This window comes from Trichocoleus sp. Lan (assembly GCF_039961855.1).
Classification (GTDB): domain Bacteria; phylum Cyanobacteriota; class Cyanobacteriia; order Cyanobacteriales; family FACHB-T130; genus FACHB-T130.
In genome coordinates this window covers 103,015-128,496 of record NZ_JAMPKA010000004.1, presented here as the reverse complement: position 1 = coordinate 128,496, position 25,482 = coordinate 103,015, and the positions used below count along the sequence as shown (strand labels likewise).

General features: G+C 47.8%; 23 protein-coding genes and 2 pseudogenes. 14 read left to right on the top strand and 11 right to left on the bottom strand.

Annotation, left to right across the window (positions count from 1 at the left end; translation table 11 throughout):
- Window positions 1–64: 64 nt before the first annotated feature.
- Both NDA03_RS05005 and NDA03_RS05000 read left to right on the top strand, forming a co-directional pair.
- Window positions 65–1,600, top strand: a complete 1,536-nt coding sequence (locus tag NDA03_RS05005) for an ABC transporter ATP-binding protein (RefSeq protein WP_348237454.1) — start codon at window positions 65–67, stop codon at window positions 1,598–1,600.
- A 169-nt stretch (window positions 1,601–1,769) separates the two neighbouring features.
- Entirely contained in the window at window positions 1,770–2,810 is a 1,041-nt protein-coding gene (locus tag NDA03_RS05000) for an ABC transporter permease (RefSeq protein ID WP_348237453.1), read from the top strand.
- A 7-nt stretch (window positions 2,811–2,817) separates the two neighbouring features.
- Here NDA03_RS05000 and NDA03_RS04995 read toward each other — a convergent pair whose 3' ends face one another.
- The gene (locus NDA03_RS04995) at window positions 2,818–4,014 is read right to left on the bottom strand and encodes a histidine kinase (RefSeq protein WP_190436131.1); all 1,197 of its coding nucleotides are present in this window, start codon (window positions 4,012–4,014) and stop codon (window positions 2,818–2,820) included.
- A 114-nt stretch (window positions 4,015–4,128) separates the two neighbouring features.
- Between NDA03_RS04995 and NDA03_RS04990 the strand changes: the two genes are divergently transcribed.
- The 3 genes from NDA03_RS04990 (at window position 4,129) to NDA03_RS04980 (ending at window position 7,608) form a co-directional block, all read left to right on the top strand.
- A complete protein-coding gene (locus NDA03_RS04990) occupies window positions 4,129–5,841 on the top strand; it encodes a DUF2079 domain-containing protein (protein WP_348237452.1) in 1,713 nt (570 codons plus the stop codon).
- A 9-nt stretch (window positions 5,842–5,850) separates the two neighbouring features.
- Complete coding sequence (locus NDA03_RS04985; RefSeq protein WP_277877544.1) at window positions 5,851–5,973, top strand: hypothetical protein; 123 nt, start codon at window positions 5,851–5,853, stop codon at window positions 5,971–5,973.
- A gap of 444 nt (window positions 5,974–6,417) precedes the next feature.
- Complete coding sequence (locus NDA03_RS04980) at window positions 6,418–7,608, top strand: glycosyltransferase family 4 protein (RefSeq protein ID WP_190412157.1); 1,191 nt, start codon at window positions 6,418–6,420, stop codon at window positions 7,606–7,608.
- A 16-nt stretch (window positions 7,609–7,624) separates the two neighbouring features.
- On the opposite strand, the gene NDA03_RS04975 is transcribed toward NDA03_RS04980, so the two are convergent.
- From NDA03_RS04975 to NDA03_RS04960, 4 genes and pseudogenes are all read right to left on the bottom strand, one after another.
- Window positions 7,625–7,777, bottom strand: coding sequence for a hypothetical protein (locus NDA03_RS04975; protein WP_190436125.1), 153 nt, complete (start codon window positions 7,775–7,777; stop codon window positions 7,625–7,627).
- A pseudogene (locus tag NDA03_RS04970) lies at window positions 7,704–7,905 on the bottom strand (serine/threonine protein phosphatase); the annotation flags it as partial. The pseudogene NDA03_RS04970 and the gene NDA03_RS04975, both read right to left, overlap by 74 nt.
- 79 nt (window positions 7,906–7,984) lie before the next feature.
- Window positions 7,985–10,687 (bottom strand): TIGR03960 family B12-binding radical SAM protein, encoded by a 2,703-nt coding sequence (locus tag NDA03_RS04965; protein ID WP_348237451.1) that lies wholly within the window; start codon window positions 10,685–10,687, stop codon window positions 7,985–7,987.
- 116 nt (window positions 10,688–10,803) lie between these two features.
- Complete coding sequence (locus tag NDA03_RS04960; protein WP_190429570.1) at window positions 10,804–11,142, bottom strand: STAS domain-containing protein; 339 nt, start codon at window positions 11,140–11,142, stop codon at window positions 10,804–10,806.
- 538 nt (window positions 11,143–11,680) lie between these two features.
- Here NDA03_RS04960 and NDA03_RS04955 point away from each other — a divergent pair.
- Together NDA03_RS04955 and NDA03_RS04950 are read left to right on the top strand one after the other, a co-directional pair.
- Complete coding sequence (locus NDA03_RS04955) at window positions 11,681–11,875, top strand: hypothetical protein (protein ID WP_190412161.1); 195 nt, start codon at window positions 11,681–11,683, stop codon at window positions 11,873–11,875.
- Between the two features lie 156 nt (window positions 11,876–12,031).
- Window positions 12,032–12,785: pseudogene (locus NDA03_RS04950) on the top strand (aminotransferase class I/II-fold pyridoxal phosphate-dependent enzyme).
- On the opposite strand, the gene NDA03_RS04945 reads toward NDA03_RS04950, so the two are convergent.
- The gene (locus NDA03_RS04945; protein WP_190412162.1) at window positions 12,773–13,156 is read right to left on the bottom strand and encodes a hypothetical protein; all 384 of its coding nucleotides are present in this window, start codon (window positions 13,154–13,156) and stop codon (window positions 12,773–12,775) included. The pseudogene NDA03_RS04950 and the gene NDA03_RS04945 sit on opposite strands and share 13 nt — an antisense overlap.
- Between NDA03_RS04945 and NDA03_RS04940 the strand changes: the two genes are divergently transcribed.
- Together NDA03_RS04940 and NDA03_RS04935 are read left to right on the top strand one after the other, a co-directional pair.
- Complete coding sequence (locus tag NDA03_RS04940) at window positions 13,148–13,291, top strand: hypothetical protein (protein ID WP_190412163.1); 144 nt, start codon at window positions 13,148–13,150, stop codon at window positions 13,289–13,291. The genes NDA03_RS04945 and NDA03_RS04940 overlap by 9 nt on opposite strands.
- A gap of 331 nt (window positions 13,292–13,622) precedes the next feature.
- Window positions 13,623–13,832 carry a hypothetical protein gene (locus NDA03_RS04935; RefSeq protein ID WP_190412164.1) on the top strand — a complete coding sequence of 70 codons (210 nt, stop codon included), beginning with the start codon at window positions 13,623–13,625 and terminating at the stop codon, window positions 13,830–13,832.
- A gap of 138 nt (window positions 13,833–13,970) precedes the next feature.
- Here NDA03_RS04935 and mutY read toward each other — a convergent pair whose 3' ends face one another.
- From mutY to NDA03_RS04920, 3 genes are all read right to left on the bottom strand, one after another.
- On the bottom strand, window positions 13,971–15,095 hold the full coding sequence (mutY, locus tag NDA03_RS04930; protein ID WP_348237450.1) for an A/G-specific adenine glycosylase: 1,125 nt from the start codon (window positions 15,093–15,095) through the stop codon (window positions 13,971–13,973).
- Between the two features lie 30 nt (window positions 15,096–15,125).
- Window positions 15,126–15,473 (bottom strand): DUF760 domain-containing protein, encoded by a 348-nt coding sequence (locus tag NDA03_RS04925; protein ID WP_348237449.1) that lies wholly within the window; start codon window positions 15,471–15,473, stop codon window positions 15,126–15,128.
- A 355-nt stretch (window positions 15,474–15,828) separates the two neighbouring features.
- Entirely contained in the window at window positions 15,829–16,788 is a 960-nt protein-coding gene (locus tag NDA03_RS04920) for an RNA polymerase sigma factor, RpoD/SigA family (protein ID WP_190412167.1), read from the bottom strand.
- Window positions 16,789–17,517: 729 nt separating this feature from the next.
- On the opposite strand from NDA03_RS04920, the gene NDA03_RS04915 reads away from it, so the two are divergent.
- Window positions 17,518–18,162: a histidine phosphatase family protein gene (locus tag NDA03_RS04915; protein ID WP_190412168.1), complete on the top strand. Its 645-nt coding sequence runs from the start codon at window positions 17,518–17,520 to the stop codon at window positions 18,160–18,162.
- A gap of 4 nt (window positions 18,163–18,166) precedes the next feature.
- Window positions 18,167–19,213, top strand: coding sequence for a glucokinase (locus NDA03_RS04910; protein WP_348234312.1), 1,047 nt, complete (start codon window positions 18,167–18,169; stop codon window positions 19,211–19,213).
- An 88-nt stretch (window positions 19,214–19,301) separates the two neighbouring features.
- On the opposite strand, the gene NDA03_RS04905 is transcribed toward NDA03_RS04910, so the two are convergent.
- Window positions 19,302–20,636 (bottom strand): ABC transporter substrate-binding protein, encoded by a 1,335-nt coding sequence (locus tag NDA03_RS04905; RefSeq protein WP_348237448.1) that lies wholly within the window; start codon window positions 20,634–20,636, stop codon window positions 19,302–19,304.
- A gap of 435 nt (window positions 20,637–21,071) precedes the next feature.
- On the opposite strand from NDA03_RS04905, the gene NDA03_RS04900 reads away from it, so the two are divergent.
- From NDA03_RS04900 to NDA03_RS04890, 3 genes are all read left to right on the top strand, one after another.
- Window positions 21,072–21,845 carry a YebC/PmpR family DNA-binding transcriptional regulator gene (locus tag NDA03_RS04900; RefSeq protein WP_190412171.1) on the top strand — a complete coding sequence of 258 codons (774 nt, stop codon included), beginning with the start codon at window positions 21,072–21,074 and terminating at the stop codon, window positions 21,843–21,845.
- A 203-nt stretch (window positions 21,846–22,048) separates the two neighbouring features.
- Complete coding sequence (locus tag NDA03_RS04895; protein ID WP_190412172.1) at window positions 22,049–22,504, top strand: orange carotenoid protein N-terminal domain-containing protein; 456 nt, start codon at window positions 22,049–22,051, stop codon at window positions 22,502–22,504.
- 394 nt (window positions 22,505–22,898) lie between these two features.
- Complete coding sequence (locus tag NDA03_RS04890) at window positions 22,899–24,245, top strand: FAD-dependent hydroxylase (RefSeq protein ID WP_348237447.1); 1,347 nt, start codon at window positions 22,899–22,901, stop codon at window positions 24,243–24,245.
- Here NDA03_RS04890 and NDA03_RS04885 read toward each other — a convergent pair.
- Window positions 24,211–25,044 (bottom strand): slipin family protein, encoded by an 834-nt coding sequence (locus NDA03_RS04885; protein ID WP_190429825.1) that lies wholly within the window; start codon window positions 25,042–25,044, stop codon window positions 24,211–24,213. The genes NDA03_RS04890 and NDA03_RS04885 overlap by 35 nt on opposite strands.
- Window positions 25,045–25,482 lie beyond the last annotated feature (438 nt).

Below are 25,482 nucleotides of genomic sequence, written 5' to 3'. Positions count from 1 at the left end.
ACCCGCCGGGGAATTAATTCCCCGGCGGTATATTGGCTAAGCCAATTACCAAAAAATATTAAAAATGACCTATTTACGTCTTGAAGGTATTACCAAACGGTTTGGCACCTTTATCGCTAATAACAACATAAACTTGAGCGTTAGTTGCGGATCAATTTATGCTCTGCTAGGCGAGAACGGAGCTGGTAAAACTACTTTAATGAATATCCTTTGCGGACTTTATCAGCCAGATTCCGGTCAAATATACTTGCAAGATAATCCAATACAAATTGCTTCAGCAAGTGACGCGATCGCGCATGGAATTGGCATGATTCACCAGCACTTTATGTTGGTGCCGCAATTGTCAGTAACCGAAAATATTATTCTTGGAACCAGCTTCGATTTGCGGCTAAATATAAAAGAGAAAGCGCAGGCGATCGCGCAACTCGCTCAGTCTTATAGTTTAGATGTAAATCCATTCGCAAAAGTGGGGGATTTACCTGTAGGAGTTCAGCAACGGGTAGAGATTCTCAAAGCACTTTACCGCAACGCCAAGTTGCTGATATTAGATGAACCAACAGCGGTGCTGACGCCGCCAGAAGTAAAGATATTAGCGGCTATCTTGCGCCAACTTGCTAAAGAGGGACATACGATTATTTTTATCAGCCACAAGCTAGAAGAGGTGATGAATCTCTGCGATACTATCACCGTGTTGCGGCGGGGTGCGGTGGTAACGACAACTAAAACCGCAGATACGAATACTCAAGAATTAGCACGATTGATGGTAGGGAGAGAAGTCTTATTTCATCTAAATAAATCTGCTCATTCTTCTGGTGAAGTACTGCTAGAAGTACAAAAGTTGCAGGTTCAGGATGAGCGGAATTTGCCAGTTGTGAAAGATATATCCTTTCAACTCCACGCAGGCGAAATACTGGGAGTTGCGGGGGTTGATGGCAATGGACAGCGAGAGTTAGCAGATGCGATCGCGGGTTTGCGTGCTATTACTTCGGGTAGAATAATGAACCGCATTAGGGAAGCCATGCGCGTTAGCGCTTTAGACGCCAAGAACACAAGGGAAAGAGGAGAAGAAAGAATTACAGCTTATATTCCAGAGGATAGGCAGAAAATGGGTTTGATAATGGGATTTAGTATTGCCAGAAATCTCATTCTCAAAGTTTTTAAATTTCTGCCATTTTGCCGCCGTTGGTTCCTCCAGTATGAGGTAATTAATCATCATGCGGTTGAGGCAATGCAAAACTTTGATATTCGCGCTGAAAATCCATCGATTAAAGTTAGCCAATTGTCCGGCGGCAATCAACAAAAAGTGGTGTTAGCACGAGAACTTTCTGGCAATCCAGCTTTGATTGTGGCAATGCAACCGACACGCGGTTTAGATGTCGGTGCGACTGAATACGTGCAGCAACGCTTATTAGCTGAACGAGAACGAGGTGCGGCAATTTTGTATATTTCTACCGAATTAGAAGAGATTATGGCAATGAGCGATCGCATTGCCGTCATGTATGAAGGACAATTCGTGGATATCTTAGATGCTGCCACTGCCACAGTGGAACAAGTTGGTTATTTAATGACTGGTGGTATTTCGGCGGGTGTTGAAGGGTAGCGACCGCTGCTAAGTTCAACTGTTGCCTGACGGCTGAAATCGTAGCTACACAAATAAAGACCGCCTGCGCGATCTAAAATACAAAAATTATTCTCAGCCTGCGTAGGCAGGCTGAGTTTGTATAGCCCCAGACTTCAGTCTGTGGGAGTCTTGGCGAAGTCCCACAGTTATGACAACAAATCGGATTCAACCTGTACTTCTGCCAATATTATCGCCGCTTGTCGCGATCGCATCCGCCCTCATCGTTGGTGCTATCCTCATCTTGCTGGCAAAGGCGAACCCCATCACCGCCTACGGCATTCTATTTAAAGAATCCCTTGCAGATTACTACGGCATTGGCAATACGATCGCCAAAACCGCACCCTTATTATTAGCGAGTTTGGGGGTGCTGGTGCCTTTGAAGGCGGGTTTGTTCAATATTGGCGCTGAAGGGCAAATTTACATGGGGGGACTCGGTAGCGCCTTGGTGGGGCTATCTCTGCAAGGATTACCCGCATTAATTCACGTACCGCTGGCGCTGTTGGGGGGATTTTTATTAGGGGGAATTTGGGGATTCATTCCGGGTTATCTGAAAGCAGTGCGCGGTGTAAATGAAGTGATTACCACGCTGCTACTCAATTATGTGGCGCTGAACTTTGTCGGATATCTAGTGAATAATCCCTTGAAGGCACCAGGTGCGCCGAGTGCCTTTTCTCCTTTAATCGCAGAATCCGCCCGATTACCGATTATTTTGCCGCAAACTCAAGCTCATGCGGGGATTTTTATCGGATTACTCGCTACAGGATTGTTGTGGGTATTGCTGACGCGATCGCCTTTAGGATACCAAATCGAAGCTGTCGGACAAAATCCCACAGCCGCTCGTTACGCGGGGATGTCGGTAGAACGCACCATCATCGCTGTGATGGCATTCGCTGGAGGATTAGCGGGATTAGCGGGTGCAGGCGAAGTCATGGGCTTGAAATATCGACTATTCGACCGTTTTTCACCCGGCTATGGATTTGACGCGATCGCGATCGCTCTCCTCAGTCGTGGTAATCTCGCCGGTATCGTCCTCACTTCCGTATTCTTCGGTATCCTCCGCAGCGGCGCAAACGTCATGCAACGCAGCGCCAACGTCCCAGTCACCGTCGTTTACGCCATCCAGGGTTTAACCGTTTTATTCATTGCGATTAGTTTTGCAGTTGAACGTCAAATTAAGCTAAAGAGTTAATTTTTAATTATCTGTAAACTGGCAGCGTGAAGTGAAAAATACTCCCCTTATCGAGATTTGAGTCTACCCAAATCTGCCCATAATGCGCCCGAATAATCCGCTGGCATAAGCCAAGACCAATCCCATACCCGTCTCTTTCTTGATCTCGCTCTAGGCGATAGCGATCTTCAAAGATGCGCTCTTGATTCTCCGCAGGGATACCAAAACCCGTGTCGCCAACGCTCACCTGAATTTTCTGAGTCGTGCGGTGCAGCATTGCAACTTGAATCCTGCCACCTTCCGGCGTGTACTTAATCGCGTTATCCAGAAGGTTGACTATCACTTGGCGCACCCGTTCTTCATCCGCATAGACATAGGGCAAATCCTGGGGAATATCGGTTTCCAAACATTGAGATTTCCCCTGACACCGAGCTTTCAGTGAATTAATGACCTCATGACAAAGCGCCCCCAAGTCCAACTTATGCGGTTGAATATGCAATTGGGCACTCGTACCCCTGGCGGCTTGCAGAATATCTGCGATCATCCGATCCATCACGCGGATTTGGGTACGAGCCTGCTTGCTTAACTGCTCGGTCAGTGCTGGTGTTAGCTTGGCGTGTCTGTTGCTATTGTTTGAATTTAAGCTTAATTCCAAGGTTTCCATTGCTAGAGAGGCGGCTGTGAGGGGACTCCGCAGGTCGTGAGCTAACATAGCGAGTACCCGGTCTTTGAACTGTAGCTGCTCTAGCAGTTCTTCTTTTTCTTTCTTGAGGCGAAAAATTTCGTCAGACAGTTGAATCAGTTCTGCGGAATGAGCAACAGACCGAATCGCTGAGGTTTCTGCGGTGGTCGGTGAATCTGTCTCCCGGTCCTGTGCTAAAGTCTCCTGATATTCTTCGGCACACAGCTGCCAGCGAGGCCAACAATTCTTCAATTGAGCGATCAAATTACTCCCAGCTAGCGTCTGTCGGGGTTCCGGATGAATCTTGATCAAAGCTGGGGTTGCCACCAGTTTAAAGTGTTCGGCTAAATACGGCTGCTCTCCGACCTCGACCATCTGAAGTTCAAAAGGAACCTCGGTCTTTAAGCTCTCCAGATACGTTTGGATTTGCTGGATCTGTTTACGCGAACTCGGACGCTCATCGACAAACAGCAGTAGCTGTAGCGATGCTTCAGAATGGGTAGGTTTTTCAAGAGCTGCCTTTATGTAATCTGGTTTCAGCACTGGGAACCAACCGATGACACTTTAATTCTTAGGGGTATTGACTGAGAGTGGACGAGAAGCGAAGCTCCGCTTTCAATTTAATATCTATTTAACATTTATAAACGATTGTGAGTGATGTTGTTGAAATTACACAAGCAGCCAGCGTTACGGATGGTGATGGGTGCAGCGATCGCATTTTTTTTGTTTGCTCTCTTTTTCACCCTGCATCGGCACTTCACCTTTTATTCCTCCTACGATCAAGGCATCTTTAACCAAGTCTTCTGGAACGGCATTCACGGTCGCTTCTTTCAGAGTTCTCTTTCTTCGCAGCTTTCTACCAACGTCGTCCACAATGGCGAAGTCCCAGAAGTTTTTTATCACCGCTTAGGGCAACACTTCACCCCAGCCCTTTTGCTGTGGCTACCCTTGTATGCCCTGTTTCCTTCACCCGCAACGCTCACTGTTTTGCAAGTTACGCTCGTAACCGCTGCCGGTTTGGTTCTATACGTCCTTGCTCGACAGCATCTGGAACCGGGGATTTCTGCCCTAATAACTATCAGCTTTTACGGCGCTAACGCCGTTCTTGGCCCTACCTTAGCTAATTTCCACGATATTTGCCAAATTCCCCTCTTTACCTTTGGATTGCTCCTGGCAATGGAAAAGCGCTGGTGGTGGCTATTTTGGGTGCTGGCGGTTTTGATTCTGGCGGTTCGGGAAGATTCGGGTGTGAGTCTGTTTAGTATCGGGTTTTACATGATCCTGAGCAAACGCTATCCCAAGGCGGGTCTTGCGGTCTGTACTCTCAGTTTTGCTTACATGATTGTCCTCACCAATCTGATCATGCCGCTGTTCTCCGAGGATATTTCTCAGCGGTTTATGATGGAGCGGTTTGGGCAATATGCGGATGGCGAAGAAGCTTCTACCCTGGAAATTATCTGGGGAATGGTAAGTAACCCTTGGCGGCTTATCGTCGAGCTGTTTTCACCCTTCTTTGGCACGATTAAGTATTTATTAGGTCAATGGTTGCCCTTGGCTTTTGTGCCAGCAATTTCTCCTGCTTCTTGGATGGTAGCGGGATTTCCCCTCTTGAAACTTTTATTAGGGAAGGGACAGTCGGTTCTCGCCATTAATATTCGCTATGCGATGACAATCGTGCCGGGGCTATTTTACGGGGCGATTCTCTGGTGGGCAGGGCAAAGCGACTTTAGAATTTGGATAAGAGATTTTAAAGGGGGGCGAAAAGCTCAGACATCAGAGAGGGATGAGGCTGAGAGGGATGAGGCTGAGGTTGCAGATAATTATCCCAAATCGGTTTCGCCGTCGTTTCGGCGTTTTTGGATCGTCTGTCTCTGCCTTTCAATATTTTTTACGTTCACTTCAAACCCTAATCGGACTTTTTACTTCCTGATCCCAGAGTCGATTCAGCCTTTGGTTTATATTCCCGTGACGCGGCAGTGGGAACACGTCAGCCAAGTTCGCCCTTTATTGGCTCAGATTCCGCCTGACGCTAGTGTAGCGACTACCACCTATCTTGTACCCCATCTTTCGGGTCGCCGCGAAATCATCCGCTTTCCTTCTTTGCAACTCCGCAATGATGCTGGTGAAGTGGTCAATGTAGATTACATTATTGCTGATTTGTGGCAAGCACAGCAGTATCAAGCTGCTTTCAACGAAGAACGGGGATTATTGCAACAGAGTGTTCCCGCGATCGATCGGCTATCTGGTAGTGGGGAGTATGGCATCATTGACTTCAAAGATGGCGTTATCTTAATGCAAAAAGGAGTTGTCTCGAACGAGCAAGCGATCGCGGCTTGGCAGGCATTTCGCCAACAGATTTCTCTAACTTAAATTCGTCTTTTGTCCCATCTAGCGGCAGACTATGCGATCGCACGTACCGAGCAATTCCATATCAACCCGGCAACATCCGCATTCCCACGGAAGTCAGAGATGTTCCCAAATGGCAATATAGATGGCAAATAATGCCTTCTTTTTCACTATTAAACCAATGGGTAAGAGCATCGTTCTGGGGTGCTTAATTAATCTGAGAATTATTGTGGAAAAACCGGATAGGCAATTGAAGTGTCTTTTAGAGTTTATTTAGGGACAAACTTTGTTATTGAAATGCCTATTCGCAGTACATCAAGAGCTAGCGGTAGCCTGAAAGCGATTGAGGTATAGAGCCAGAAAAGGAATAAATTCTTGGCTTCACATTTCATAATTTATTCTTTTCTTACTTCTTATTGTATTAACTGTTTATCCCTCAAATAAAAGCAACAATAGAAATAGATTGAGTGTTTATCTTTGCTCAGGGTTAAAAGATTATTTAAATCTATCACACCCTCATTGTCCCAACTAGGAGACTATAATTTTTAGAACTATGTCGATCTGTAGCGATTTGTAACTGAATTGAGGGGATTGGGGGAAATGAAGATTCTAGTCCTGACTTGGGAATTTCCGCCGCGCATTGTCGGAGGAATTGCCCGCCATGTAGGGGAGTTATATCCAGAACTGATTAAACTAGGGCATGAAGTCCACTTGCTAACAGTAGAGTTTGGTCACGCGCCGCTGTACGAGGTGGTAGATGGCGTCCACGTGCATCGGGTGCCAGTGGGCTACGGTTATGATTTCTTTCACTGGGTCGTGAATTTGAACCAGAGCATGGGGATTCACGGCGGGAAGCTGATGATGGAAGATGGCCCGTTCGATTTGATCCATGCCCACGATTGGTTGGTGGGAGATGCCGCGATCGCTCTCAAGCACAATTTTAAAGTGCCGCTGATTACTACGATTCACGCCACAGAATTTGGTCGTTACAACGGCATCTACAACGACGACCACCGCTACATTAGCGGCAAAGAAAAACTTCTCGCCTATAACTCTTGGCGGATTATTGTTTGTACCAACTATATGCGCCAAGAAGGAGAACGAGCGCTAGAAACTCCTTGGGATAAAATGGATGTCATATACAACGGCATCCGACCGGAAAAAAAACCACGCTGGCACGAGTTTGATGCGTTGAACTTCCGTCGTCAGTTTGCCGACGATCGGGAGAAAATTGTTTACTATGTGGGTCGAATGTCCCACGAAAAGGGCGTTTCCGTGTTGTTGAATGCTGCCCCGAAAGTCCTTTGGGAAATGGGGGGCAATGTCAAATTTGTGATTATTGGCGGCGGCAATACTGACCCCTTGAAGCAGCAAGCTTGGAATTTAGGCATTTGGGACGACTGCTATTTCACCGGCTTTATGTCAGATGCTGACCTAGATAAATTCCAAACCGTTGCTGACTGCGCCGTATTTCCCAGCCTCTACGAACCTTTTGGCATTGTTGCCCTAGAAAGCTTTGCCGCCCGCGTGCCCGTTGTGGTATCAGACACGGGGGGTTTACCGGAAGTCGTGCAACACACGAAGACTGGGGTTGTTACCCAGACGAACAACTGGGATTCTCTCGCCTGGGGCATTTTAGAAGTGCTAAAAAATCCAGGTTACGCCCAGTGGCTAGTTGACAACGCTTATGAAGATTTAGAGCGTCGGTTCAGCTGGTCGAAGATAGCGAAACAAACTGAAGCAGTTTATCAAAGAGTAGTGCAAGAGCGATCGCACACTCACTGGGCTTAATCATCATTGGACTTAATCAAAAGTTGAAGGTTTGTTCTTCGTTCCCAAACTTAGCCAGAGAACCAGAATTTGGATACTCTGGATCGCAACTATCGCTAAAATTCAACAATTCCAGCCATCCAAAGCTGACCGGCTTGATTTGCCTGCCAGACTTTCCCGCTGGTTCCATCCAGGCAAATCAGCCAACCTTCATCGTAAACTCAGGTATCGATACAGACAGATGGCGTAACCGAGATTGACTGGCACGCTACTTCTTTGGCTAGTGTGTCCGCCAGCAACCATCGTTTTGCCAGACGTTCCCAAGAACAACATAAACTCAGGTTGTTCCGATAGCGGTAGGGGAATGTCGCCAATGGCAGGAATCCCGATTCGGCAATCAATCCTTCAGAAGCAGCTGACGTCGGTGAGCGTGCAACAGCTGAAACTCCCGCCCCGTCACTTGCTCCAACATCAAGACGATATGCTCCGGTTTTAGTACAGTTCCATCATTTTGACAACTGCCCAAATAGCGCAGAACAACGCCTTCTGCCGCTTTTTCTTGGCAAGCTAATGGGATATTACCCTTCGCTCCGCTGGCGCTTCTTTGAGGCTCATTAACCTCCAATTCAAACAAGCGATCGCGCAGATTTATCTGTTTCTTCTTCCCAGACTTCGTCGTTTGCTCAATTAAAATGCTCTCAGTGGCTTTAATCGCCTCTACCCAGCTTTGCCACTCCTCTGGTGACGCAGACTCAACCGCTGCCACCGCAATCAAATACTCGGCTTTTTCCAACAACTGAGTCGCGGAAGGAGCCTTCAAATCAACATCTGCCACCCGATAAACCGGGATATCAGACGGCAACTGGGCAGCTAACTTCTCCTGGAATGTCGCCACATCCATCGCCTGGGTTAGCTCAAAGTCCACAATTTCACCTTCACTGGTTGATCCCAATGACAGCGCACTCGCTGGAGAAATGCGGGGACTGGGATGAAACCCGCCCGTAAAAGCAACTGGCAATGCCGCCCGACGCACAGCACGGTCAAACAGGCGCACCAAATCTAGATGACTCACCAGCGCCATATCGCCCAGCTTACCCAACCAAACCCGCAACCGCTGCACCCTATCTGTATTCGGCGTGAAGTGTCCGGCAAATTCTGGAATCGGCAGCGGCTTGATAACAATATTGTGCCCAAAGTCAGACCCGCAAATGCCACAGTGAGAACAGCCTTCAAACGAGCAATCCGGCACTATCGCAGCTTCTAAAGCCCGTTTCAGGTCAGCGATTAGCCAGTTCTTATCAATTCCCGTATCGATATGATCCCAAGGCAACGGCGCATCGAATTGGGGATTGGGAATTGCGGATTGGGAATCGTCAATGGGTAGCGGTTGATTCCGATTCTCCACCCAGTTCCATTCGCCATTTTCAACAAGGCGGTATTTCCAGGTTAAGCCTGATTCTGCGATCGCTTCTCCCCAAGCCGCAAAAGCCCGCTCCACACTATCAAACCAGGCATCCATCCCCGCACCCAGTTCCCAAGCACGACGCAGCACCGATGCCAGACGCCTATCGCCCCGTCCAATAAAATCTTCCATCGCCGAAAGTCTCACATCGGTGAAGTTTACCTTCACCCCCCTCATCCCGCGAAACTCGTCGCGGAGAAGTTTCTGCTTCTGTTGAAACTCAGTTGTAGACACAGAGTGCCACTGGAAAGGCGTGTGAGGCTTCGGTGTAAAGTTGGAAATCGTCAGGTTGAAATGCAGACGCTTTCTACCTTCAGTCCGACATTCTTGGTGTAGCCAACGGATTGTTTCGGCAATACCGATCACATCGACATCCGTCTCTCCAGGCAGACCAATCATAAAATACAGCTTAATTTTTTCCCAACCCTGCTCGTAGGCGGTTTTCACCCCCCGTAGCAATTCTGCGTTCGTCAACCCCTTGTTGATAATGTCCCTCATCCGCTGGGTTCCAGCTTCCGGCGCGAAAGTCAGCCCACTTTGCCGCGTCCCGCCAAGAATATTCGCGATATCTTCATCAAAGCGGTCTACCCGTTGACTGGGTAAAGAGAGGGAAATATTTTCATCTTTGAGACGATTTTTGATTTCCATCCCTACCGCCGGTAGAGATAGATAATCCGAACAACTTAAGGAGAGTAGGGAAAACTCGTTATATCCCGTCGCCCGCATTCCCTTTTCAATTGCCTCTACGACTTCCTGCGGTTCCACATCCCGCGCCGGACGAGTCAGCATTCCTGGCTGGCAGAAGCGGCAACCGCGAGTACATCCGCGCCGCACTTCAATCGTCAGTCGGTCGTGGACTGTCTCCACATAAGGCACTAGCCCGATGGAATAAGCTGGCAGGGGGGCGGCAACTCGCCGTAAAATCCGCTGGGGTACATCCGGGCGATTGGGATGGACTGAGCCATCTTCTGCCATGTCGTAAAACTGCGGCACATATACGCCTGGTACTTGTGCCAAATTCAGCAATAGTTGTTTTCGACTGAGTTGAGCTTTTTTGGCTTTTTCCACTACCCAGCCAATCTCTGGTAGCACTTCCTCGCCATCTCCCAGAGCCAAGAAGTCAAAAAAGTCTGCGTAGGGTTCGGGATTCGAGGTTGCGGTCTGCCCCCCAGCAAAAATTAGAGGATAATTCCAGGGAAATTCTTCATTTTCCCTTGCGTCTGTGCTGGTGAGCCTCTCCCGCCACGTCAGGGGAATCCCTGCCAAATCCAGCATTTCCAGGATGTTGGTGGCTCCTAGCTCGTAGCTGAGACTAAAGCCCAAAATGTCAAAATCTGTAAGACTTCGCCGCGACTCCACGGCAAATAGGGGCGTCTGTGTTTCTCGGAGTTTCGCCGCTAAATCTGGGGCTGGTAAATATGCGCGATCGCACAGCTGCCCCAATTGAGCATTCAATATGTTGTAGAGAATAATATGCCCAAGATTCGATGCACCCACTTCATAGATTTCTGGGTAGGTCAGAACCCACCGTACTGCCGCCGCTTCCCAAGGTTTGTGGACGGCTCCTAGCTCGTTTCCCAAATAACGAGCTGGTTTCTGTATCTCTGCTGTAAGTAGTTTCTCAACTGCGATCGCCACTGCAAAACGCTCCCTGCTTCCAGTGCCTCAGATTCAACCCTAGCACCAATTCAGGATTAGCACTCAGCAACAGCGCTCAACCTCTCAGTTTTTCCTTTAGAAGTATTTCCTTGTTCCTATACTCCAATGTTTGCTTCCAAGGCGGCAGGACTTTCTAAAATTTCAAAGACTCCGTCAAGTTGAGCCAGTTCAAAAATCATCCGAATGGAGGGCGACACTGAAGAGAGGCTAAACCGCCGTCCTAGACTGTGTGCTAAACGGTGAGCCGAAACAAACGCCATCAAGCCAGCACTATCGAGGAACTCTACTTGCGCCATATCAACTAGCACAATGGATTGATCGGGTGAAGAAACAGCTGCTGTCAGTTGACCTTGGAACTCAACCGCATTCGATGCATTGATATGACCTTGGGGGCGAATAACTGCAACGTTGGGGCGAACTAGCGTATTTTGCATGACAATATCCTGTTTCAACTCTAAACAAAAATTTGTGTAATAGCTTCGACAATAAACGGTAAATATGATATTGCCTACCCCCTTTTAGGTAATTTGCTAAATCTTCATTAGTTACCTCCTTTTATATAAAGTTTTCAATAAGATTGCCTGAGAACGTGTTCTCTAATACGGACTTTCTAGAAGTTCTATATTAAGAAAATTCTTCTATCCATCTTTTACAATCGCTGCATCTAACCAAAGACAGATGTATTCTTTGTATAATCCTATGCGAAGCGCATTTCTGCAAGGCAGGGGCTTAGGTCTTCAAACAGACATCTGCGGCTATTCTTCACACGATTAAAACTCATCAACGATAATATTATTGCTATAAAGCATCAACTCCGAAGCTTCATGGAGTTGTCGGAAATTATTTAAAAAATCAGCGGCAATTGGGGCGAAACTCACAGTGATTTAGATCACTTTACAGTCTAGTTTTAGATCACTGGTTCATCTATATATTCAAACGATAATTTTTAAATGCGGAGTTCTATCGGTTTTTATGAGAACTACATACGCGATTCGTCAACTGGTAGAAAAAGCTCTCTATATTAAGAAATTAACTCCAGATATAGAGAACGAAATAAATTATGAATTGACCAGAATGGGTCACATTTCTGACGTTGATTATGAGGCACTGGAATTACTCATGTCAGAGATGGATGCCGGTCGAATTCAACTGGTACCAAGTGCATGAAAGACATTAAAAATTTAAGGCAGATTTAGTCGATGGCACGAGACAATACTTGTGCCGTTGGAATCTTTGTAAACCAATCTCTCATCCGTTTGACTCACCTGGCGGTCAACTGTCTAATTGTTTGCACTTGCTCTTTTTTTCAGTTGTTAAATCGTCGTGCAGTTTGCCAAACGTTTAGAAAAGACCCCGTCCTACCTATTTGCCAAGATTAATCGCAAGCAGCATGAAACGGTCGCCAAAGGGTGGACATCATCAACAGTGGAGTTGGCGCTCCAGACCGCCCGACGCCAGCACATATTGTCCAGGCGATGCATGAGGCGATTGACGAGCCTTCGACTCTTAACTATCCCCCCGATTGGGAACTAAAGAATACCGCAAAACTGCTGCGGATTGGATGGAACGCCGCTTTGGTGTCGCTGGCTTAAACATAGAATTTCAAAGTTTATCTAAGTCTTACAATATGACCGCCGGGCGGGTTGGTTTTGTTGTGGGGAATCCTAGCGAAATTAAGGGACTGGGACGCGTTAAAACCAATGTAGATTCTGGCATCTTTAAGGCAATTTAACGAGTAGCGATCGCTGCCTATGAAACCTCACAAGAAGAACGCCAAGCGGTGATGTCAGTTTACCAAAACCGTCGTAATATCATCGTCGAAGGATTGCAATCTTTAGGATGGCCTATTGAGCCTCCCAAAGCAACCTTCTATATTTGGGTACCCGTTCCCAGAGGTTATACTTCAACGGAATTTGTCACCCTGTTACTGGAGAAATGCGGTCCGATCGTGCCCCCTGGAAACGGGTCTGGTGCTGCTGGGGAAAGCTTTTTTCGGATTGCTCTCACCGTGGCAGATGAACGGATGCACGAAGCGATTCAACGCATCAGAGATGCTGAAATTCGCTACGAAGCCTGAAAATCACTCTGATTGGCTTGCCAAACTTGGCGGACAAACCAACTGAGTTGCCGATGGGCCTCAGAGGCGTCTGCTGTCGCATCTGGGGCGTCCAGTTGCATTAACAGGGGAATCACCTCGGTATCCAGTGCTGGTCGAAACAACGTTACAGGCCATACTAAATCGGCACCCTGACGCAAATCGTACAGCGTTGGTAACACGTTGGCATTATCGTCTGAAACGATAGTAAGCATCAAAGGACGCACCCAGCATATCTGCCGTGAATCGACAACTTGTATCACGTCAGCGTACAGACGAGTATTTTCATGGTCTAAACAAACAATCTGACAAGGCTGAAAGTTAGGGGCGGAACCGCTTGAGGCTTGCTTCACAATCAAGAATGGCTAGTGCGAGTTGCTTCTTTATTGTACGAAGTTGGTTGGGTGGTCTCAGAAGCACCGGCGATTATAAATCGCGGCTATACAAACGAAACCCGCCGTCGCGGGTTAAGAGGGCGATCGCTTTGACTTTAGTTCGGTTGATTTACCTCTGAAGGTGATGAGAAAGCCGAACCGTTATACAAGCAAGCATTGGAAATGCGAAAACGCCTGTATGGAGAGAAGCACCCTGATGTAGCTAAAACCCTCAACCACCTAGCTTAGCTCTGCGAATTTCAAGAGCGATATGATAAGGCTGACACCTTTTTCAACCAAGCTTTAGAGATTTTTGAGGGATGCTTAGGAACAGAGCATTCAAAAACTATTAAGGTGCGTGAAAAGCTGGAACGTTGCCACGCCCAAGCAGATGAGCGATCGCTTCAAAATTCAATAGAAACAACTGAGGATTAAATCAGCTGTTATGGAAGAACTATTAGACCTGAAAGAATTACTGCTAAAGGGTGACATCCAAGGATCGTTAGCGATTGTAGAAGAAGCCTACTTGAATGCTATTGATGAGGCTTCCCTAGAGGTAGAAGAAGGACGTTATGAGCCAGAAGAATTAGAACAACTCATTAATAAAAAAGAGATTCTAAATCGTGCCTTGGCTTTAATCTTACCGCCAGCGTAAAGTCGTCTGGAAGTCAGAATGATACTAAAAATTTTATAAAAAAGATTGAGTGCGGTCGCACTCTTCCCTATTCCCTCTTTTCTTTGCGTCCTTTGCGTCCTTTGCGTCTTTGCGGTTCGTAAATCGAATTAGAAAATTCTAAGCCTGCCGCAGGGCATCGATAATTTGGATGTTCGCTTTGGGAAAGGGAAACTGATCGATTTCGTCCAGTGTCACCCAGCGGATTTCATCGGATTCGATCGGTTGGGGAATGCCTGTGAGGTGGCAACAGTGATGGACGTTGAGGGTGACGCGGAAGTGGGTATAGGTGTGGTCAATGGTGATGAGATGTTTGCCCACTTCAATTTCAATGCCCAATTCCTCCTGAATTTCTCTTTTAATGCATTCCTCGACGGTTTCACCAGGCTCTAATTTGCCGCCAGGGAATTCCCAAAGACCGCCCAGAAGACCGTTCTGGGGTCTGCGATCGATGAGAATTTCTTTCTGCTCGTTCCAGATAACGGCAACGCCGATGTTTTTGTGGGGGATGGGGGAAGAGGTTTCGCGCATGGGTAAAGTTGACTGAATATTCAAATTGTATGCGCGACAGTGGGACATCCAGGGACATCTGTTGCAGGCTGGGTTGTGGGGAGTGCAGATAGTGGCTCCCAAATCCATCAGCGCCTGATTAAAATCTCTGGGCTGTTCGGGGTCGAGGAGGCTCTCTGAGAGCTGCCAGAGCGGTTTTGTTGCTTTTGTTGGTGGCACTGGCAATGCTACCAGCCGCGCTAAAACCCGCTTGACGTTGCCATCTAGAATCGCCACGGGTTGATTGAAGGCGGCGCTGAGGATGCCCCCGGCGGTGGTGCGTCCAATCCCGGATAAAGCTAAAACGTCTGATAGGTGGGTAGGAAAAATTCCGTTGTGACGTTGGATAATTTCCTGAGAGGCTTTGTGCAGATTACGGGCACGGGCGTAGTAACCGAGTCCCTGCCAAACTTTGAGGACTTGCTGCAAGTCAGCAGCGGCGAGGGTTTCAATTGTGGGAAATTGGGCTAACCATCGCTGGTAGTAAGGAATAACTGTTTTTACCTGGGTCTGCTGGAGCATGATTTCCGATACCCAGATGGCGTAGGGGTCGGCGTGGTGACGCCAGGGGAGGTCTCGACCGTTTTGGGAGTACCAGGCTAGAAGCGATCGCCTAAACTCCAAAATAGCAGAACTCGGCAGACTGACTTCCCAGTCTGCCGAGCCGCTTTGTTGCTGCAATTGCAGTACAATCATCGGAACTGGCGCTGATGCCGCTCAACTTGCCTATTCAACATCAGATACATTGACTTCAGTAGCACCTGTCAAGGCATTTTCAAAGGTCATTCTTTGTTCGGCGTTCCGCAAGAAATAGCCGCTAATCATCGCCGAAGCCAGCATACGCCCTAAGTTTTCACGATTGGTGGTGATCGTTACACCAAAATGTTCTGGTGGTAGGTGCCCCAACAGCCCAACAATATTGCGTTCCATCACCTGAAATACTTCCTGAGACGCGGGTTTGGAAAGCTGAGTAATCGTCTCTGGACTCATGGATTGGACGTATTGCCAAAGCAAGTTGCCGCCTTCCGACTCACCTTCAAAGAACTCTGAGACTCGATTTGACGGGTTGTTCACTTTGTTTCTCCGTACTTTCTAGAGGCAGCTACTCTCAAATCCTTGTACCAGGGTAGATCGCTGCTCAATACTTGTTCTATCGATCGACTCGGAAACTAGCTCCGAGAGTTGTAAATCCTTCTAATACCCTTAATTTAGCAGGCTCCTTCCGGGGTCACAGTGGGCAGAACCGAACTTTAAACGGCGGATTCTTTTACCTTTATTAAGTGCTGAGAAAGTTCATACTCAAAACTTAAAACTGGCTACTCAGTCCTCAGTCCTCAGTCCTAGCTCCTCAGCCCTAGCTCCTAATCCCTAACTCCTCAGTCCTCAGCCCTCAGTCCTCAGTCCTAACTCCTCAGTCCTAACTCCTCAATTAGCTAGCCGCAATATATTCCCGCATATCGGCTTTGCGCTTGCGAAGCTTAGAGAGGGCTTCCCGTTCGATTTGCCGTACTCGTTCCCGACTGATGTTGAGAAGTTCGCCAATTTTTGCCAACGTCATGGCTTGTCCATCGGCTAAACCAAACCGCAGCGCTAATACCTCGCGTTGTTGAGGCGTTAAGTCTGACATTAGTTTTTCTAAGTCAACTTGGAGGGAAGATTGAGTTGCGAAGTCTTCTGGGGAAGGGCCGGTGTCTTCCAGTAGTTCTACCAGTTCTGTATCCTGATTATCTCCGACACGCAGATCCAAAGAAAGGGGCTGACGCGCCCGCTCTAGGTACTCCCGAACTTGCTTGGGGGTCAATTCTAGTTCGGCGGCGAGTTCGCCGACTGTAGCAGCTCGTCCCAGGTTTTGAGCAAGTTGGCGCTGAGCTTTCTTAATTTTGTTGAGTTTTTCGGTGATGTGAATGGGGAGGCGAATGGTGCGTCCTTTTTCTGCGATCGCGCGAGTAATCGCCTGCCGAATCCACCAATAAGCATAAGTGGAAAATCGGTAGCCTTTGGTGGGATCAAATTTTTCGACGCCCCGTTGCATTCCCATTGTGCCTTCCTGGATCAAGTCCAAGAGGTCTACGTTACGTTTGATGTACTTTTTGGCAACCGAGACGACGAGCCGCAAGTTGGCTTCGACCATCTTGCGCTTGGCGATTTCACCCACTGCGATCGCCTGCTGTAATTCTTTCTCTGACAACCCAGTTGAAGAAGCCCACGCCTCATCGGTTGGCTCGTGTCCTAACTGCAACAAGAGTGAATTTTTTACTTCCTGCAAGGTGGCTAAGCGCTGTACTTGTTTTCCATAAAGGATTTCCTGCTCGTGAGTAAGCAGGGGAACGCGCCCAATTTCTCGCAAGTAAGCACGGACGGTATCTGTAGAGGTCTGAGCAGTTTTCATAGCGCTGAGTCTTGAATCAGAGCGATAATTTAAAGCGATCGCAATTGTAAACTATTGTAACCTTTCTGAAAGATGCTGTGTCTATCCCAAGAGGGGGGTTCCCGTGCCGTTTCCTTCAACATCAGCTAGTAAAAGGGTACCCACGAATCCATCGGATAATTGCATCTTGAGAAACAAAATGAGAAAAATCTTGCAGATGCTTACTGACACTCAGCGACATTGATAGGTGGGGGTAGGACGATGCTCGCGGCACCTTGGTCTCCAGGAAAAAGTATTACGAAGCGTTAGCAACTCCAATTGAGCAATTGCTCTCATCAGTGAGGGACGCGATCGCGGTATTACATTATTGCACCAGGTCTGAGAGCGAAAAGCCGAAAAATAGGGATTTTCTTAAGCAAAAGGATGACTTTCTGGGCGCAAAGTGCCAGAAAACCTGGTAATCGCAGTTTGAGGAGAATCCGGTCTGTCTATTCCGCTTGGAAAACTTGGGAGAAACGACTGAGATTGATTTTGCAGAGTATATTAAATTGGCAGCTTGCTCAAGAGGCTGCGATCGCCATCGCCTTATACCATTTTGGATTTTAGATTATAGAAGACGAGCTAGCGATAGCGAAGCGCTGACTTGTCAGTTCGCGTCTGAAGCCAGCAGCCACTTCCAACAATTGATTGGCGGCGGCCTTTAGGTAAAATCGTATCCGGCTTGCTCTTTGCTCATTATTCCCTAAACCGATGACTCAAACCGTCTGGATTGCAAGACACGCCAACCGCCTCGACTTCGTGAACCCCGACTGGTTTTTAACCGCCGAACGTCCCTACGATCCACCTCTGTCTGAGGACGGCGTGGAACAAGCCAAACAACTCGCGCAGCGCCTGAAGGGAGAAAAGATTGCCCATATTTTTGCCTCGCCCTTCCTGCGAACGGTACAAACGGCGCACCAAGTTGCACAAGTGCTGAATTTACCCATCAAACTTGAGTCTGGCTTAAGCGAATGGTTAAATCCTCACTGGATGCCAGCGATGCCTGAAAGATTGTCAATGGAAGCATTGCACGAGCAATTTCCCCAAATTGACCTCAGTTACACTTCTCGCGTAATCGCGAATTATCCCGAAACTGGGGAAGAAGTAATGGAACGCTCTGGGGAAGTCGCAAGACGCCTTGCATCTGAGTTTTCCGAAGATATCTTATTGGTGGGTCACGGTGCATCAGTGCTGGGTGCAACTCTCGGTATCCGGGGGGGTACAGCCGAAACTGAAGTAAACGCCGCGCTGTGTTGTTTGGTTAAGCTGGTGCGCGATGGTGAAGAATGGGTGATGGAACTCAATGGAGATGTTTCTCACTTGAGTCAAACTGAAAAAGTCATCCGGTTTAATTAAGGTCATGGGATTGTTATTAGCAGGGGATATCGGGGGTACTAAGACGATTCTGCGCTTGGTAGAAGCGTCTGATTCTGGGGAATTATTGCAAACTCTGTATGAGGAGATTTTCCCCAGTGGCAATTTTCCCGATTTGGTGCCAATGGTGCGGCAGTTTTTGACGGCAGCGGCTGGACAACTCGGCGAGACACCGAAACCGGAAAAAGCTTGTTTTGCGATCGCGGGTCCTGTTGTCAACAACACCTCTATCCTGACCAATCTATCTTGGTCGCTTGATAGCAAACGGCTGGAGCAACAATTGGGAATCGCTGCGGTTGGTTTAATCAACGATTTCGCTGCCGTTGGCTATGGTGTCTTGGGTTTAACTGGATCAGACTTGTACACTTTGCAAGCTGGCAAGCATCAGGAAGACGCCCCGATTGGCGTGATTGGTGCGGGTACCGGCTTAGGACAAGGGTTTTTAATCCGCTTAGCATCCAACGCCCATAAAGTGTTCCCCTCGGAAGGCGGACACGCTGACTTTGCACCTCGCTCGGAGTTAGAATTTCAGCTGTTGAAATATCTGCTCGATAAGCACAATATTCAGCGAATTTCAGTCGAGCGAGTGGTTTCCGGTCTAGGCATCGTCTCAATTTACCAGTTCCTAAGAGATCGGAAAATTGCTGAGGAATCGTCAGAAATTGGGCAGATGATTAGAAACTGGGAACAAGAGATCGGGCAGAAAGACAAGACGATCGATCCCGCGGCGATTATTGGTAAAGCTGCTTTGGAAAAGAGCGATCGCTTGTGCGAACAAACGATGCAAATCTTCGTGGAAGCTTACGGTGCCGAAGCCGGGAATCTTGCCATCAAACTATTACCTTATGGCGGTCTTTACGTTGCTGGTGGCATCGCCGCCAAAATTCTGCCGTTGATTCAAGAAGGCAGTTTCCTCCATGCCTTTCTGAACAAAGGTCGCGTGAGTCCGTTACTCGAAAGAATGCCGGTGCATATTGTGCTAAATCCGCGAGTGGGACTGATTGGAGCCGCCGTCTGTGCTGCTAGATTGTAGCCAGTGTCAATAATGGGAAACGCTTTCGGATTGCCAAGAGGGGATACTTTGGCGTCTTGACAAATTTGCTGTACCGAAAGCGTTTAAATTACTTAAAAATCAAATCTAGCCGCTGCTGGGCGTTTTTGAGTGCTTCCTGGGGCGAGCTTTTGCCCAGCAAGACAGATTCCAGCGCTCTGCCGACATTTTCGGAAACCCGATTATAACCCGTGAAGATAGGACGCGATCGCCCAACCTTTGCTTGCTCTAAAAACACTTTCACTGCCGGTTGTTCCGCGACAAAGGCTTGATATTTGGCACTTTGCCGCGCCTTCAGATTTACGGGTAGGTAGCCGGTACCGAGTGCCCATTCGGTCTGAAATTCCTCTCCCGCAACATATTCAGCAAACGTCCATGCCGCTTTTTCTCGGTCTGGGGTTGTTTTTAAAATAAACAGATTCTCGCCCCCCGTCGCCGTAGCTTGTTCTTTTTGTGCTGGGATGGGGAAAACGCCAAAATCAACGCCAGTGGCTTTCAGTTGCCCCAGCGTCCAAGGGCCAGTCAGTTGCATTGCGACCTTTCCGGCAAGGAAGTTATCGGTTTCATAGCCTCGTTCTGGTAGAGACAGAATGGTTGAGCCGTCTTCAATTAAATTGCGCCAGAATTGAAGGGCAGCGATCGCGCCTTGATTGTTGGCTAAAGCGATCGCAGAAGCTTCTTGCCCTTGAGCATTTCCCAACTCACCGCCGCCACTCCACATAAATGGCAACCAAAGGAATACTGCAAATTCTCCCTTTCCTAAGGGCAAAAACATCCCGTGTTGGTCGATGCGCTTGTCGCTATTTGTATCGCGGGTTAAAGTACGAGCAACTTGCCGCAATTCGTCCCAAGTTTTGGGCAACTCGGTGATTCCCGCTGCCTTAAACAAACTGGGACGATAAAAAACTCCGACATTATTCGTCCCAAACGGCACCGACCAAGTATGACCCGCGTACTGCATTGATTCAAACAACGCGGGGTCAATTTCGTCGCGGACGGGGGATTGCGCCAGCCAATTTTCCATAGGCGCGATCGCATCCAATTCTACTAACTGACCCGTCAGCGTTGCGTTAAACCACAACAGATCCGGCGGCGCATTTCCCACTACCGCTGCCAAAATCTTCGGTAACTGCTGATCCGCTTGTCCCACATAAAGGGATTCCACCTGAATCTTCGGATGCGCCTGATTGAACTTGTCCACCAGCGACTGCAACACATCCCGATTCGGCGGCGGATTCACCCCTTGCCACAACGTCAGTCGGATGACATCCGCGGCTTCCGAACGCCCCGACTGTAGCTGACATCCTGCCAATCCTAACAGAACAATGCTTAATAGCAACCCCCGGCTCAAAAAACTCCACAGGTTTTGGAAAAAATTACTAGACCCGTTAAATCCAACTGACATAATTGAATGCCCAATTTTGAACCGAAACAGCTTTAAAATACTCACCATCAGCGACTAAAAGCCATCTTTTTGCTTAAAAACAATTGGTTTTTGCAAATATTTTTTACACTTATAATTTTCTTGCATAAGCTAAAACATCTGCTTTATTAACTTAAAGTAAAGCTTCAGCTATTGGCTACGCAGGGTATAGAAACAAGATTAAGAGGATGTCTGAGAAGTGTCAAAAGTTGATTTTATCCTCCCAGTCCCCCTTAAAAAGAAGGGATAAGTTTCTCAAAGGCCCCCAATTTATCGGGAGATTTAGGGGGATCTCTACCGTTTAAGCATCTCGATTATGACTTTTCAGACATCCTCCTAAGCGGATAGGCTTGGTATGAAGTACGGTTGATTTTTGTTTATCCTATGTTTGGACGATCGTATAAATAATTTCAGTCTATGGCTGGACATAGTAAGTGGGCAAATATTAAGCGTCAGAAGGCGAGAGTGGATGCAGTGAAGGGCAAAACCTTCACCCAGCTAGCTCGCGCGATTATTGTGGCAGCTCGCAGTGGTATACCAGACCCAGCAGGTAATTTTCAACTCCGCACGGCGATTGATAAGGCGAAGGCGGCTGGGATTCCGAATGAGAATATTGAACGAGCGATCGCAAAAGGTGCGGGGACTTGGGGAGCGGATGGCGCTCAGCTAGAAGAAATTCGCTACGAAGGTTATGGTTCCGGCGGCGTGGCGATTTTGGTGGAAGCGCTCACCGATAATCGCAATCGTACTGCCGCTGATTTGAGAGCGGCTTTTAGCAAAAATGGCGGTAATCTCGGTGAAACCGGCTGCGTCTCGTGGATGTTTGAGCAGAAAGGTGTCTGTATCCTGCAAGGAGTGGTTGACGAAGAGGAGCTATTGGAGTCGTCCCTGGAAGGGGGTGCTGAGTCCTACGAACTGACACAGGAGGAGGATACGGAGGGAGCCGACGTGTTTACCTCTGTGGCAAATTTGGAGAACCTAGAGCGAACCTTAAAGGAGAAAGGCTTTAAAGTCACCGAGGTGGAACTGCGCTGGATTCCTAACAATACGGTGGAAGTTGGCGATTCACAGCAGGCGCGATCGCTCCTCAAATTGATTGACACCCTAGAAGGACTCGATGATGTGCAAAACGTTACCGCTAACTTCGAGATGGCGGATGAGCTGATGTCTCTGAGTTTAGTGAATGGCTAATTGATGGGAATTCTGTTTTCCCTGCCTTAAGAGCGATCGCGTGTCTCTACATCCGTCTTCAGGCGCGATCGCTATCTCTGTCTTAAGCGAGGTTAATCTCCGGTCGCCAGCTTATTAAATCTTAATATTGAGGCAAAACGAACTTGTTTCAGCGGCTCAGTTCCCTGAGCTGTCATTAAAGCAAAACAATCGGAGATTCATAAATGACATTTACTACCAACGACACCAGCAAACAAGCCTTACAAAAGTTTCAGGGCTTTGATGTAGATACTCAGCTTGCCATCCTGTGGTTCGGCTACCTCGACATCAAAGACCAACTGACACCAGCAAATGCCACTTCTGCCCAAGAAGAAGCTGCCGCCTTATACCATGCAATCCTGGCAATGCCCAAGGAAGAACAGCTACAGGCGCAACGCGACATCGCTTCACGAGCCGATACTGATATTAGCCGTGCCTATAAAGCTGTAAGTTCTAGCTCTAAGCTGGATGTGTGGCTCCGGTTAGCACAAGGCATGGACAAAGGTGAAATCATTACGGTGCCTTCTGACTATCAACTGCCCGAAGAAACCAACGATTTTGTTGCTCAAATCAAACAACTGGACTTTGAAGAGCGGATTAATTTCACCCGCAGTGCTGTAATCGAAATGGGTGCTAAGTAGTCTGAAGTTGTGCCCTTTGAGAGTATGAAATCAGTCTTAAACATTGCACCGATTTTCAAAACACCTCTTCTAGAGACCGCTAATAAGAAAGAGGAAGCTTCTTCATCTGCCTAACCTTTAGCAAGCTTCCTCATTATGCATCCCCCATTAATTGCTTTGCAATTAGTGGGGTAATTTTTTATTCTACCAAACTGCATCCAGAGCATCGGTGTGTTGTCCTCTCCCTAACCCAATACTTGTTGGCGTCCAAAAACCGAATCCCCAGCCACCAAGGGCAAGGAAAGAGGCTGGGGATTCGGTTGTTTACTAGACATCGCGCTTCTCAACTTGATTGCTCCATCTGTTCGCGTCACAATAGTAAATATTCTTATTGTTTTGACTAATTTTGTTAACAATGGCGCTGGAACAGACCGTTCAAACAATTTCGTCGCCGCAGACATCGGCAGCCCAGCAAGGCTTTGACTACGACTTAGCGATTGTGGGCGGTGGAATTATTGGGGCAACTCTCGCTTGTGCCTTAAAAGATTCTGGGCTGCGGGTAGCGTTAATTGAGCGATCGCCCCAGTCTGCTGCTGTTGCCATCGGACGCGCTTATGCCATCTCCCTCATGTCGGGGCGCATTTTCGAGGGTATGGGGGTTTGGGATAAAATACTGCCTCAAATCAATGCATTTCAACAAATTCGCTTATCTGACGCCGATTATCCTGGCATCGTGCAATTTTCTCCCCAAGATTTAGGGACAGAAAGGCTAGGGTATGGGGCGGAACATCGGGTGCTGCTGACGGCTTTGCAGGATAGCTTGAGAGATTGCCCGAATGTGTCTTGGTTGTGTCCGGCGGAAGTGGTAAGTGCAGACTATCAAGCTGACGCGGTAGAGATCGAAATTGCTGTCACAGGGGAAGTTCCCCACTCAAAAATTCAACCTTCCCAAACCTCGGAGATCCCCCCCAATCCCCCCTTAAAAAGTGGGGGCGATGAGGGGAAGCAAACATCCAAAATCAGAACGCGCTTGCTGGTAGCAGCAGATGGGGCGCGATCGCCCATCCGCGAAGCCGCTGGTATCCGCACCCAAGGATGGCATTACTGGCAATCCTGTGTGGTGGCAACGATTAAACCAGAAAAACCCCACCAGAATATCGCCTACGAACGCTTTTGGCCGAGTGGCCCGATGGGGGTTCTACCGCTACCGGGGAACCGCTGCCAAGTTGTTTGGACTGCCCCGCATACAGAAGCGAAAGCTTTGAAGGAAATTGACGAAAAAGAGTTTTTGGCGGAACTGGAACGACGCACTGCTGGACTGTTGGGGCGTCTAGAACTAGAAGGCGATCGCTATGTTTTCCCGGTGCAATTGATGCAAAGCGATCGCTACACGCTTCCCCGACTCGCCCTGATTGGCGATGCTGCCCATTGTTGCCATCCGGTAGCGGGACAAGGCATGAATTTGGGGATTCGGGATGCAGCAGCGATCGCTCAAGTTTTAAAATCTGCCCATAATTTAGGGGAAGATATCGGGGATATACAGGTACTTAAACGTTACGAACACTGGCGTAAACAAGAAAACCTGACCATTTTAGGTTTTACCGATTTCCTCGATCGGATGTTTTCTAATAATTGGTTGCCAGTCGTGGCAATTCGCCGCTTAGGTTTATGGATGCTGCGGCGAATTCGTCCCGTTAAGACCTTTGCTTTGCAGCTAATGACAGGGCTTAGAGGGCGTCATCCGGAACTGGCTTCTCGGTAAAAATGACCTCTGGTTGAAAAGGACGTACCTCGGCTTGATTGCCATTCGAGATTCCAGTGGTCAAATTCTTTGCTGCTTGAATGATATCGGACGGCATCATAATCACTGTCGTCGTATTATTTTCTGCCCCAATTTCTGTCAGCATTTGTAGACGTCGCAGCTCCAATACAGCGGGGTTCTTCATAATCATTTGCGAAGCTTCTGCTAGCTTAATTGAAGCTTCCTGTTCCGCCGCCGCTTTAATGAGCCTGGCTCGTTTTTCTCGAATAGCTTCCGCTTCTTTTGCCATTGCCCGTTGCATCGCTAGGGGAATTTCCACGTCTTTCATTTCCACCCGTTCAATCACAATCCCCCAAGGTTCTGTGATTTCATCGACTATTTCTTGGACTTTGGTGTTAATCTTATCGCGGCTTTGTAAGACATCATCCAGGATATTTTGACCTACCACATTCCGTAAAGTCGTCAAAGCGATTTGGTAAACCGCCATATTGTAATCTTCAACCCGATTGATCGCCTTTGACGGGTCAAGAATTCGGTAATAAAGAACAGCATTCACTTTAATCGTCACGCTGTCCGCCGTAACAGTTTCTTGGGGTTCAATATTCACCGTTTTGGTACGGACATCGATCTGCATTTTTTGATCGATCCAGGGAATAATCCAATACATCCCCGGCCCCATAACGCCCTTTGTTCGACCCAGTCGAAAGATGACGCCGCGTTCGTATTCTCGATCTAGTTTAAGTCCAGAAGCTGCTAGAACGAAAAAGAAAACTAAAAGTGTGCCTAGAGTGGTGCCCATATTTGGCAAAAGGAAATCGTTACTAAGCCCATTCTAGACTCGCTGACAGAGTTATAGCAGGATACTGATTACCAGCCGGATCTGGCAAACCAAAGCAGCAGTATGGATGCCACGCACAAAGTAATAAATTGCAAAACAATTATTTGAACTAACCACCGAATTGTTAAGATAATTTTCATAGCCTTCCCCTCACTTATAACTGGCTGAAAAATCGCGGATGTCTTCAATATTAGCGATTGATTAATGGAGATTTGTGATGAAAGGATTGCCCAAATGTGACAACGTTTGTCCAGGTTTGTGATGAGTGTCACTTCCGCCTCGTCTTAGACGCTGAATTTGGCTGTGTCGAAAACTGGAATAACCAAAAACAGAATCATTGTGGCATACCGTTTCATGCGAACAGCCCTTCCGTACACTATCGCTGAATCATAACAATAC